Source organism: Marinobacter shunpengi (genome assembly GCF_045449715.1).
Classification (GTDB): Bacteria; Pseudomonadota; Gammaproteobacteria; order Pseudomonadales; family Oleiphilaceae; genus Marinobacter.
In genome coordinates, this window is record NZ_JBJJLA010000015.1 from 201,448 (window position 1) to 213,275 (window position 11,828).

Here is an 11,828-nt window from a genome sequence, read left to right on the forward strand (position 1 = left end):
AATTCACGGATATATTGATGTCGTTTTTATCTCAAAATTATCTTTTCAGCTTAGCACGTTTTGGCGAATGATCCCCTAAACCACTAATTTCTTGCATCTTTTGTAAACATGTCGGGGTTACCGGGAACCGCCAAGTGTTACCTGAGGAAACAAGTGACCCGCCGAAAAGGTAACACCCTTCGCACCCATACCGTGACCCACGGCACAGTCCTGGAAATCTGATGCCGCCAAATGCGGCAGTTCATCACGGGACTTAGGCCGGAGACGGCGCCTGCGATCTCCGACCAGCGACCCATTCGCCAAACAACACCAGGGCCAGGCCCATCAGGAGGGCCACTACCGCTACCGTAATCTGTGCCGGCTCGCCTGTCACCTCAGCATAACGCATCGGCGAGACGCTCACCTGCTCCAGGGGTACCTGATTTCCACTACTGTCAGCACGCCAGCTCACCACTTCCTGCCAGGGCCATACCCGGTTCAGGGCACCCACCATGAAACCGGTCAGTATCGCCAGCACCAGGTCGTGGGCCTTGCGCAGGGCCAGGCCCAGCAATCGCGCAAAGCTCAGCAGTCCCAGGACACAGCCCGCCATGAACAGGCCGACCAGCGCCAGGTCCAGCTCCCGGACCGCCGTCAGCACCGGGCCGTACATGCCCAGGATCAGAAGGATAAAACTGCCCGACAGTCCCGGCAGGATCATGGCGCAGATGGCCAGGGCGCCGGACAGGAAGAAGGCGGTCGCCCCCGGATTGACCTGGCCAGCGGAGAGGGTCGTCACCCACCATGCAAACGCGGCCCCCACCGCAATGGGAAGTACCTGCCACCACCGGCGCTCATTCATCTGCCCGAGAACATGCCAGACCGAGGCCACAATCAGCCCGAAGAAAAAGCTCCAGAGGGCAATGGGATAGGTTTCCAGTCCCCAAGTGATCAGGTTGGCCAGCGTGGCGATACTGGTGAGGATGCCGGCCAGCAGCGAGACCAGGAAACCACCATCGATTTCATGCCAGAAACGGCGCCAGTGCCCCCGGACCAGGGAGTGCAGGAAGGCCGATGGCACGGCGCCAATGGCCCCCAGCAGTCGGAAGTAGATGCCGGTGATAAAGGCTACGGTGCCGCCGGACACTCCCGGAACCACGTCCGCCGCCCCCATGGCAATACCCCTGATAAAGATCCCCGCGGTCTGCCGGATGCCACTCAACGAACCACCCCGCCCAGCAGCGGCACGAACCGCACCGGTTCCATTTCCTCGGTATGGAAGCTGTCACCGTCCCGGGTCACCTTCACCAGCACCTGCTGTTCCTCTCCTACCGGTGCCACCATGACACCGCCATCCGCAAGCTGATCCAGCAACTCCTCCGGCAGCACCCGGGGAGCCGCGGTCACCATAATGCCGTCGTAGGGTCCCCGGTCGGGCCAGCCCATGGGGCCATCCGCCAGCCGTAGCATCACATTGCGGTGTCTGAGCAGATGCATCCTCTCCCGGGCCCGGTCCTGCAGTGCCTTGATCCGCTCCACGCTATACACCTCGTCACACAGCCTGGCCAGGATGGCGGTCTGGTAGCCGGAGCCGGTGCCCAGCTCCAGCACCTTCTTCGGGCTCGCGCTCATCAGCACCTCGGTCATACGGGCAACAATGTAGGGCTGGGACAGGGTCTGGTTATTGCCGATGGGGAGTGCCGTGTCCTCGTAGGCCCGGTGTGACAATGCCTCGTCCACAAAGATATGCCGGGGCACCTCTTCCATCGCCCCCAGGACCCGTTCATCGCCGATGCCGGCTTCCCGCAGCCGCTGGATCAACCGCAGCCGGGTGCGGCGGGAGGTCATTCCGATTCCGTCAATAGCCACCATCAGTGTCCGGCCTCCACCCAGTGCCTCAGGGATGACAACGCATCATGCCTGGTCATGTCGATATGGACCGGAGTGATGGACACATAGTTCTCACGTATGGCGTGGAAATCGGTGCCGGGCCCGGCATCGGCCCCCTCGCCGGCGGCGCCGATCCAGTAACGTGCCTTGCCCCTGGGGCAGGTCATGGGGACGGCCCCTTCGGCCCGGCCACGGCGCCCCAACCGGGTCACCCGGAAACCGGCAATAGCGTCCCAGGGGACATCCGGTACGTTCACATTGAGGATGCAGCGGCTGCCCAGATCCGGCCAGTCCTCACGCTCCAGCAGTGTGCGCACCACCCGGGCAGCGGTCTCGTAGTGGAAGTGGCCCTCATTCACCAGGGACACGGCAATGGCCGGCAGGCCCAGGTGACGGCCCTCGGTGGCGGCCGCCACGGTGCCGGAATAGATGATGTCGTCGCCCAGGTTGGCATGGGTATTAATGCCGGAAACCACCCGGTCAAACGGTCTGTCGAACAGGCCATTCACCGCCAGGTGCACACAGTCGGTGGGGGTACCGTCCACCGAGCGGAAGCCGCCGGGATGCTGTTCCACGGTCAATGGACGGTTGAGGGTCAGCGAATTGCTGGCCCCGCTGTGATCACGGTCAGGCGCCACGACCTCCAGTTCCGCCAGCCCTTCCAGGCCGGCATGGAGGGCCACCAGCCCCGGGGAGTGCACCCCATCATCGTTCGACAGCAAGATACGCACGATTTCCAGTTTCTCCGAAAATGTTCCGGTGATGCCCGGCAAGGCACCCCTGAATAGAATAAGCCGCTCAGAATTCTAACGGATAAACGATGACATTTGTGTCATGGGAGGGTCATTCTGACAAATCGGTTACGAAAATTCCGCAGGTTCCTGCCCGTCGGACGACGACACCAGGGTCACCACCGACGACAGCAGGGTTGTAGCGTATTGTCCGGGTGACAGGGTAAACGACAGGTCCAGGCAGGGGCCCTCCTCCGCGTCAGACAAGGCCCAGTCCAGCCCGGATGGCCGTAACGCCAGCGCACGGCGCTCGGGGGCCATGCGGGTATCGGCAAACACCGCTTCCATCTCCGGGTAGCGGGCGACGACTTCCCGTTCCAGGGCGCCCTGAGCCCCCTGCGCCACGGTGCCGCCATCGCCCCATAGCGGACCGGTGGGGGCAGGGTCCGGCTCCCCGCCCAGCAAGTCCCGCCAGTTGCCCTGCAACACCCGTTCCGCCAGCACCTCGTTGAACAGCCAGGAACGGGCGGCGGAGAAATACAGACCTTCGCGATTGCCGGATGCCTTGCGGCCCCGACGCCGTCGACGGGCCGGCTTTTGTGACAGGGCCACCGCCCGCTCCAGGTTGCCGCCGTCATGGCCGAAACGCTGTAACCCGACATAGTTGGGGCAACCCTGGCGGGCCAGTGTATTGAGCCTTGGTGCCAGTTGCGCCGGATCTCCGGTCACCTCCCGCAGGCGGATCCGGAAGTGGTTGGCCTGATGCTCGCCCCGCCGTAGCTTGCGGTCCCGGCGGGCAACCGCCAGCACCGGCCAGTGTTGCTGTAGTGCCCGGATAAACGCCGGGTCACCGCCCTCAAGGCCGGGCCGTTGCACGCTGAACCACTGGCGGGTCACCGCGTGGCGGTCCTTGAGGCCACTGTAGCCAACGCCGCGATCGCCACATCCGGCCAGCTCTCCCAGCCGGTGCGCCACCCAGGGAGTATTGTCGCCGGTCTTCTCCAGGTAGAGCAGCAGGTGCTCCCCCTGCCCCGGCACGTCAATATCATCCTGCCCGTCCAGTTCATGGACCGGGCCGCCCACCTCCAACCGTTCGGTCACCCGGAAATCCTCCGGATGGACTTTCAGCCGGGCGCTTCCCAACGGCGCACCTTCAGGCCAGGGCCAGTCCAGCCGCCAGCGACTCATGAATTCTCGTCGTCCAGCAGGCAGACCGCCTGACAGGCGATACCTTCCCCGCGACCAGTGAAGCCCAGTTTCTCCGTGGTGGTGGCCTTGACACTGACACGGTCCATGGCTACCCCCAGGTCCTCGGCGATATGCTGGCGCATGGCGTCCACATGGGGAGCCATCTTCGGGGCCTGGGCGATAATGGTGCTGTCCACGTTGATCACCCGCAGCCCCCGGTCCGCCACCTGGCGACGCACTTCCCGCAGCAGCACGCGACTGTCGGCACCGGCCCATTCGGCACTGGTATCCGGGAACAGGTGGCCAATGTCGCCCAGGGCCGCTGCGCCAAGCAGTGCATCCGCGATGGCGTGGAGCAGCACATCACCATCGGAGTGGGCCTTGAGCCCCTTCTCGTGGGGGATGGGAACACCGCCAATGATCACCTGTGATCCTTCGCAGAACCCGTGGACATCGAAGCCCTGACCTATCCTCATGACACCTGCCTGTACCTGATAAAGGAGTTACCCGGCGTCCTGGCGGGCGAGTATGAACTCCGCCAGCGCCAGGTCCTCCGGAACGGTAATCTTGATATTGTCGGTGCGCCCGGTGACCACCCGCGGCTGCCAGCCGGCGAGCTCCATTGCCGACGCCTCGTCGGTAATAGTACCGGGATGCTCACGTACCCCGGTTTGCAGTGCCGACAACAGGTCGCCATAGCGGAACATCTGCGGGGTGAAGGCCCGCCACAGGCGGCGCCGATCCACGGTTTTCCCGATGCGGTCAGCATCCGTTTCCACCTGTTTGATGGTATCGGAAACCGGCGACGCCAGCAGACCGCCGACGGGGTCGTCCGCCAGTTCCGTCCTGAGTCGCGCCAGGTCCTCCCGGTGGATGCACGGTCGCGCCACATCATGAACCAGCACCCAGTCACGATCGCCCGCCCGACCGGAGAGGTGATGCAATGCACTGATCACCGAGTCGACCCGCTCGTCGCCGCCGGAACAGGTCTCAATGCGACGGTCCGAGGCGCTCCCACTGTCGGACCACCACTGGTCCTCTCCGTGAAGCGGCACCACGCACCCCGCCCAGGGGCCGGCTTCCAGCAGGCGGGACAGGGTCACGTCCAGCACGAATCGGCCGGAGACTGTCAGGTATTGCTTGGGAACGGAGGATTGCATGCGCTGGCCGATACCGGCGGCCGGCACCACAAGCCAGAAACGATGGGTATTCATAGACAACGGGAAGCTCTGGATTCAGGGCTCCACAACCAGGAAGAAGGTTTCATCATTGCGGATCAGTCCCAGGTCCTTGCGGGCCCGTTCCTCGACGGCGCCCTGGCCGGAGCCCAGGTTGCGAACCTCGGCGTAGAGGCGTTCGTTACGGGCGGCGAGCTTGGCGTTTTCCTGACGCTGCTCGGCAATGGTTTCGCTCAGGCCCCAGACCTGGGCATAACTGCCTTCCCCCACCCACAGGCGCACCTGCAGCAGGACAATCAGTATGACCATGATGGACCAGAGCACCTTCATCGCACAATTCCGTTATTCCATTTGCCCGGAGCGTAACTCGACGCCTTTGCCAGTGTGACATCGGGCTTTCGTGCGGGGAAAGCAACATGCGCTTCCCTGCCGATACTTCCCTGCCCTGAGTCACAAAACCGCCGGCTGAGCGAACAACCGGCGGCAGCAAGAGTCTAGCCTAATTAACGCCGCTATGCACTAACCGGGGCCTCCGGTGGCTGATCGACTAGCCCTGGCCCTTGATCTCGGACAGGCCACGGTAAGGTGCCTTGCCATCCAGCGCTTCCTCAATACGGAGCAACTGGTTGTACTTGGCAACCCGGTCGGAACGGCACAGGGAGCCGGTCTTGATCTGGCCGGCACAGGTGGCCACCGCCAGGTCGGCGATGGTGGTGTCCTCGGTTTCACCGGAACGGTGGGAAATCACCGCCGTATAACCGGCGGCCTGGGCCATCTTGATGGCATCCAGTGTCTCGGACAGGCTGCCGATCTGGTTGAACTTGATCAGGATGGAGTTGCCAACGCCCTTCTCGATGCCTTCCTTCAGGATGCGGGTGTTGGTCACGAACAGGTCATCACCCACCAGTTGCACCTTGCTGCCCAGCTTGTCGGTGAGGACCTTCCAGCCATCCCAGTCACTCTCATCCATGCCGTCTTCAATGGAGACAATGGGGAAACGCTCGCACAGGCCCGCCAGGTAATCCGCGAAACCGGCGGAGTCGAAACTCTTGCCTTCGCCGGAGAGCTGGTACTGGCCATCCCGGTAGAACTCGGAGGAAGCGCAGTCCAGGGCCAGGGTCACGTCGGTGCCCAGCTTGTAACCGGCGGCCTCGACGGCCTCCTGGATGGCGGCCAGGGCCGCTTCGTTGGACGGCAGGTTGGGGGCGAAACCACCCTCGTCACCAACCGCAGTGTTCAGGCCCTGGTTCTTCAGCACTTTCTTCAGGCTGTGGAAGATCTCGGCGCCCACGCGCAGGGCCTCGACAAAGCTCTTGGCGGCAACCGGCTGCACCATGAATTCCTGGATATCCACGTTGTTGTCGGCATGCTCACCGCCATTGAGGATATTCATCATCGGTACCGGCATGGAGTACTGACCGGCAGTGCCGTTCACATCGGCAATGTGCTCGTACAGGGGCTTGCCCAGGGACGCTGCCGCCGCCTTGGCCGCCGCCAGGGACACCGCCAGGATAGCGTTGGCGCCCAGGTTGGCCTTGTTGTCGGTACCGTCCAGGTCGATCATGATCTGGTCCAGCGCCCGCTGATCCGCCGCGTCCTTGCCGACCAGGGCATTACGGATTTCACCCTTGACCGCGGCGACCGCCTTGGTAACACCCTTGCCCAGATAACGACCCTTATCCTGATCGCGGAGTTCCAGCGCTTCCCGGGAGCCGGTGGAGGCCCCTGACGGTGCACAGGCCCGTCCGAGGGTTCCATCCTCAAGGATCACGTCGGCTTCCACCGTCGGATTGCCGCGGGAATCCAGGACCTCCCGGCCCTTGATATCAGCGATTTTGGTCATGCTTTTCACTCTCCGGATAATGTTCAGATCAACGTATCAAAATCGAAAATCATGGCCTTGCCCGCAGGCAACCTCAGGCCGTATCGAGGGGTTCAAAACCTTTTACCAGCTCGTCCATGGCCTTCACACGTTTCAGGAACGGCTCCAGCTGGCTCAGCCGCAGGGCACAGGGGCCGTCGCACAGGGCCTTGTCCGGGTCCGGGTGGGCTTCCAGGAACAGGCCGGCCAGGCCTTGGGACATACCGGCCATAGCCAGGTCCACCACCTGGGCGCGGCGCCCGCCAGCGGAATCCGCCCGGCCACCGGGCATCTGCAGGGCGTGGGTGACATCGAAGAATACCGGCACACCCAGCTCCTTCATCTGCCCGAACCCCAGCATGTCCACCACCAGGTTGTTGTAGCCGAAGCTGGTGCCCCGCTCGCAGAGGATGACCCGGTCGTTGCCGGCCTCCCCGCACTTGTTGATGATGTGGGCCATCTCACGGGGCGCGAGGAACTGCCCCTTCTTGATATTGATGACCGCGCCGGTCTTCGCCATGGCCACCACCAGGTCGGTCTGGCGACTCAGGAAGGCCGGTAGCTGGATGATGTCGCACACCTCGGCGGCGGGTTCGGCCTGCCAGGGCTCATGGACATCGGAAATAATGGGGACCTGATATTTCGCCTTGATGTCCGCCAGCCATTGCAGGCCCTGCTCAAGCCCGGGGCCACGGAAGGAGTTGATGGAGGACCGGTTGGCCTTGTCGAAGGAGGCCTTGAAGACGTAAGGGATGCCGAGGCGACGGGTAATGTCCACGTAGGCCTCCGCCACCTCGAAGGCCAGGTCCCGGGACTCCAGCACATTCATACCGCCGAACAGTACGAACGGCTGGTCATTGGCGATGGTGAGATCGGCGACCGAGACGGTGTTCTGTGCCATGGCTGTGTGTCCTTGAGTGCGCCCGGGCCGTTATCGTCCGGTGTTATTGAGAGCCGCTTCCACGAATCCGGTGAACAGCGGGTGTCCGTCACGGGGGGTGGAGGTGAACTCCGGGTGGAACTGACAGGCGACGAACCAGGGATGGTCCGGCACTTCCACCACTTCCACCAGTTTGCCGTCGGTGGACCGGCCCGAGACCCGAAGGCCGGCCTGTTCCAGTTGCGGCACGAAATGGTTGTTGACCTCGTAGCGATGCCGGTGGCGCTCGCGGATGATCTTTCTGCCGTAGCACTGGCCGATGGTGGAGTCCTCGGTGACCACACAGTCCTGGGCGCCCAGGCGCATGGTGCCGCCAATGTCGGATTCCTCGGTACGCTCCTCGCGGTTGCCACTGGCATCCAGCCATTCGGTGATCAGGCCCACCACCGGAGCCGGGGAATTCTCGCGGAACTCGCTGGAATGGGCTCCTTCCAGGCCGGCCACGTTACGGGCGTATTCGATCACCGCCACCTGCATGCCCAGACAGATGCCCAGGTAGGGCACCTTGTTCTCGCGCGCATACTTTACGGTGGTAATCTTGCCTTCCACACCACGCTCGCCGAATCCGCCCGGTACCAGGATCGCGTCCACCTTCTCCAGGACGCCGGTACCATTGCGCTCAATGTCCTCGGAGTCGATGTACTCGATGTTGACCTTGGTGCGGGTCTTGATGCCGGCGTGGAGCAGCGATTCGATCAGCGACTTGTAGGCGTCCAGCAGCTCCATGTACTTGCCCACCATGGCAATGGTGACTTCCTGCTGCGGATTGGTCAGGGCGTCCACCACCGCGTCCCACTCGCTGAGGTCCACGTCACCGGCCTTGAGGTTGAAGCGCTCGATGATCAGTTGGTCCAGACCAAACCCGTGGAGCATGCGGGGAATGGAGTAGATGGAACGGGCGTCCTCCAGCGGGATAACCGCACGCTCCTCGACGTTGGTGAACAGGGCAATCTTGCGGCGGGAACCAGCATCCACCTCGTGCTCGGAACGGCACAGCAGGATATCCGGTTGCAGGCCAATGGAGCGCATTTCCTTCACGGAGTGCTGGGTGGGCTTGGTCTTGATCTCGCCGGCGGTGGCAATGTACGGCACCAGGGTCAGGTGCATGAATAGCGCCCGCTGCGGACCCACTTCCACCTTGAGCTGGCGGCAGGCCTCCAGGAACGGCAGCGACTCGATATCACCCACGGTGCCGCCGATTTCCACCAGGGCCACATCCACCCCGGCGGCGCCTTCCACCACACGACGCTTGATCTCGTCGGTAATGTGCGGGATTACCTGCACGGTACCGCCCAGGTAATCACCCCGGCGTTCCTTGCGAATCACTTCTTCGTAGACCCGGCCGGTGGTGAAGTTATTGCGACGGGTCATGGGAGTGCGGATAAACCGCTCGTAGTGGCCGAGGTCCAGGTCGGTTTCTGCACCGTCTTCGGTCACGAAGACCTCACCGTGCTGGAACGGGCTCATGGTGCCCGGGTCCACATTGATATAGGGGTCCAGCTTGAGAATGGTGACCTTAAGGCCCCGTGCTTCCAGGATGGCCGCCAGGGAGGCAGACGCGATCCCTTTCCCCAATGAGGACACAACACCGCCGGTGACGAAAATATAACGCGTCATGCAGATTCCGTGATTGTCAGGTTCAGTAAAGGAGGGAGATTGTCATCTCAAGATGGGACGCCAGATTACCAGAAAGCCCCCCGGCGCTCAATCCGAACCCGCCGTAAAAGTTGCTCCTGACAGCCTGGGCCGCGCCGCTACTCCCGCCGTATCTCCAGCCACCCGCCATTCCCGGGGTGCGGTCCCGCCAGTCCCGGCTCGCACCACAGGTCCGCGACAGCCACCAACTCGTCGTTTCCCCGGAACACCAGAGGCAGCTGGTCCCGCTCCCAGGGGGGAACCTGCTGCTCCTGGAGCCATTTCTTTAGTGACCGGGTCGGCCCGTCCGGCCTCGGCCTGAAGCGTTCACCGCCCCGGCGGTGACGAAGATGCAGTTCCGGCATCGACCCACTGCCCTCCGCCGGGTGCAGGTAGAGCCGGAACACCCCGTCCTGTAGGGTCCGACCGGCCGCCAGTGACTGCTCTGCCGCAAGCGGCGCCGGTGACCGGGACACCCGGTAAATATGGTCCTGAAACCGTCTCAGGGCAAATTCACCGGCCAGTATCTCGGGACGGGCATGGTCCCGGGCTTCCGTCAGGTCGCGGATCTCATGATCGCCCAGGGACCGGTCCAGATCCTCACCCAGCCACCATTGCAGCAGGTTGCGCCGGGCTGCCATGGGCAAGGCGCGAAACCCCGGCAGGTGGAGGCGGCCTGGTCCGGCCTGCAACTGGTGGAAGTGGGTTTCCGCGAGCATGGTCGCCAGTTCGGCGGATTCCCCGCAGGCCCGGGCGGTGGCCAGTAGCCGTCGCTCCAGACTGGGCCAGCGCTGTCGAAGGTCCGGCAGCACCCGCTGGCGCAGGAAGTTGCGATCAAACCCCTCATCGGTATTGGTGGGGTCCTCCACCCAGGACCACCCCGCCCGTTGGGCCAGCTGCCTGAGCCACGACCGGGGCATCTGAAGCCACGGCCGCACCAGCATTCCCTGGTCGAGGGGCCGCTTCATCGGCATACCCGCAAGCCCGTGCACACCGGTGCCACGCAGGAACCGGAACAGCAGGGTCTCCACCTGATCGTCAGCATGGTGGGCCATCAGCAGGACATCACCGGCGTCCAGCCGTTCCGAGAAGACCTGGTAACGGGCGTTGCGCGCAGCGGTTTCGATACTGCCCCCGCCTGCGTCCACCTGGACAGGAACCACCTCCAGGGGTACGGCCAGTTGCTCACAGGTCCGCTGGCACAGGGCCTCGAAGGCAACCGCGTCCGGCTGTAGCTGGTGGTTGACGTGGATGGCGGAAAAGCCGGCGGGGTGGTGTTCAAACACCCGGTGGGCGAGGTGGAGCAGGACCACGGAGTCCAGGCCGCCGGACAGGGCGACCCGGACGTGGCCGGTGACGGCCAGCGCCTCCAGGGGTGCCAGCAACTCCGGAAGGAAGGTGTCGGGGGGCGGGTTACCGCCCCGTGTCATAGCGGGTCAGGCGCTCGTAGCGCCGGGCCACCAGCTCGTCCTGGCTGAGGTTGCCCATTTCATGCATCCCCTTGAGCAGTTCTTCCTTGAGGTTGTCAGCCATTTCCTGGGGGTTGCGGTGAGCGCCACCCAGGGGTTCCCTGATCACGGTATCCGCCACACCGAGTTCCTTGAGACGATTGGCGGTCACTCCCATGGCCTCGGCGGCCTGGGAAGCGTGATCCGCACTCTTCCAGAGGATGGAGGCGCACCCCTCGGGAGAGATAACCGCATAGGTGGAGTACTGCAGCATGTACAGGTGATCGCAGACACCGATGGCCAGGGCGCCACCGGAGCCGCCCTCGCCCACCACGGTGGAGAGGATCGGGGTCTTCAGCCGGGACATCACCGCAAGATTGCGGGCAATGGCTTCGCTCTGGCCCCGCTCCTCGGCGCCAATGCCCGGATAGGCACCCGGCGTGTCGATAAAGGTGAGCACCGGCATGCGGAAGCGCTCGGCCATTTCCATCAGGCGCAGGGCCTTGCGGTAGCCCTCGGGGCGCGGCATACCGAAGTTTCGACGCACCTTGTCACGCACTTCACGCCCCTTCTGGTGGCCGATCACCATTACCGGTTTGCCATCCAGCCGGGCGGTACCACCAACAATGGCCTGGTCATCGGCATAGGCCCGGTCGCCGTGCAGCTCATCGAAGTCCTCGAACACCATGTCAACGTAGTCGAGGGTGTACGGCCGACGGGGGTGCCGGGCCAGGCGGGCAACGTCCCAGGCTTTCAGATCGGAAAAGATGCTCTCGGTGAGGCTTATACTCTTGTTCCGGAGCCGGCTGATCTCGTCGGTAATGTTGATTTCTGTATCGTTGCCAACCAGTCGCAATTCTTCGATCTTGGCTTCCAGGTCGGCAATGGGCTGTTCGAAGTCCAGGTAGTTAGGGTTCATGGTGTTCCATCAACTTGTCTTTGTTCAGCGCAACAATCAGAGGCGCTGGAGATTCAGGA

The 11,828-nt window shown here is 63.4% G+C and carries 12 protein-coding genes; all 12 read right to left on the minus strand.

From position 1 onward, the window contains the following. Positions 1-253 precede the first annotated feature (253 nt). The 12 genes from ACJO3T_RS08940 to accA all read right to left on the minus strand — a co-directional run bounded on the left by ACJO3T_RS08940 (position 254) and on the right by accA (position 11,769). Positions 254-1,192, minus strand: coding sequence for a DUF368 domain-containing protein (locus tag ACJO3T_RS08940; protein ID WP_406964785.1), 939 nt, complete (start codon positions 1,190-1,192; stop codon positions 254-256). A 5-nt stretch (positions 1,193-1,197) separates the two neighbouring features. Continuing rightward, positions 1,198-1,854 carry a protein-L-isoaspartate(D-aspartate) O-methyltransferase gene (locus ACJO3T_RS08945; RefSeq protein ID WP_406964784.1) on the minus strand — a complete coding sequence of 219 codons (657 nt, stop codon included), beginning with the start codon at positions 1,852-1,854 and terminating at the stop codon, positions 1,198-1,200. Next, the gene (gene surE / locus ACJO3T_RS08950; protein WP_406964559.1) at positions 1,851-2,600 is read right to left on the minus strand and encodes a 5'/3'-nucleotidase SurE; all 750 of its coding nucleotides are present in this window, start codon (positions 2,598-2,600) and stop codon (positions 1,851-1,853) included. Before surE ends, ACJO3T_RS08945 begins: the two co-directional genes overlap by 4 nt. Before the next feature lie 129 nt (positions 2,601-2,729). Next, positions 2,730-3,788: a tRNA pseudouridine(13) synthase TruD gene (gene truD / locus ACJO3T_RS08955; RefSeq protein WP_406964558.1), complete on the minus strand. Its 1,059-nt coding sequence runs from the start codon at positions 3,786-3,788 to the stop codon at positions 2,730-2,732. Continuing rightward, positions 3,785-4,264, minus strand: coding sequence for a 2-C-methyl-D-erythritol 2,4-cyclodiphosphate synthase (gene ispF, locus ACJO3T_RS08960; RefSeq protein WP_406978331.1), 480 nt, complete (start codon positions 4,262-4,264; stop codon positions 3,785-3,787). Before ispF ends, truD begins: the two co-directional genes overlap by 4 nt. 27 nt (positions 4,265-4,291) lie before the next feature. Beyond that, positions 4,292-5,002: a 2-C-methyl-D-erythritol 4-phosphate cytidylyltransferase gene (gene ispD / locus ACJO3T_RS08965; protein ID WP_406978332.1), complete on the minus strand. Its 711-nt coding sequence runs from the start codon at positions 5,000-5,002 to the stop codon at positions 4,292-4,294. Between the two features lie 21 nt (positions 5,003-5,023). After that, positions 5,024-5,296 (minus strand): cell division protein FtsB, encoded by a 273-nt coding sequence (ftsB, locus tag ACJO3T_RS08970; RefSeq protein WP_406964554.1) that lies wholly within the window; start codon positions 5,294-5,296, stop codon positions 5,024-5,026. Positions 5,297-5,513: 217 nt separating this feature from the next. Beyond that, positions 5,514-6,809: a phosphopyruvate hydratase gene (gene eno / locus ACJO3T_RS08975; RefSeq protein ID WP_406978333.1), complete on the minus strand. Its 1,296-nt coding sequence runs from the start codon at positions 6,807-6,809 to the stop codon at positions 5,514-5,516. 73 nt (positions 6,810-6,882) lie between these two features. Further along, the gene (gene kdsA / locus ACJO3T_RS08980) at positions 6,883-7,728 is read right to left on the minus strand and encodes a 3-deoxy-8-phosphooctulonate synthase (RefSeq protein WP_406978334.1); all 846 of its coding nucleotides are present in this window, start codon (positions 7,726-7,728) and stop codon (positions 6,883-6,885) included. A 30-nt stretch (positions 7,729-7,758) separates the two neighbouring features. Beyond that, positions 7,759-9,384, minus strand: coding sequence for a CTP synthase (gene pyrG / locus ACJO3T_RS08985; RefSeq protein ID WP_406964550.1), 1,626 nt, complete (start codon positions 9,382-9,384; stop codon positions 7,759-7,761). A 137-nt stretch (positions 9,385-9,521) separates the two neighbouring features. Continuing rightward, positions 9,522-10,832: a tRNA lysidine(34) synthetase TilS gene (tilS, locus tag ACJO3T_RS08990; RefSeq protein WP_406978335.1), complete on the minus strand. Its 1,311-nt coding sequence runs from the start codon at positions 10,830-10,832 to the stop codon at positions 9,522-9,524. Further along, the gene (gene accA, locus ACJO3T_RS08995; RefSeq protein WP_406964546.1) at positions 10,816-11,769 is read right to left on the minus strand and encodes an acetyl-CoA carboxylase carboxyl transferase subunit alpha; all 954 of its coding nucleotides are present in this window, start codon (positions 11,767-11,769) and stop codon (positions 10,816-10,818) included. The genes tilS and accA overlap by 17 nt, the downstream gene beginning before the upstream one ends. Between the last annotated feature and the right edge of the window lie 59 nt (positions 11,770-11,828).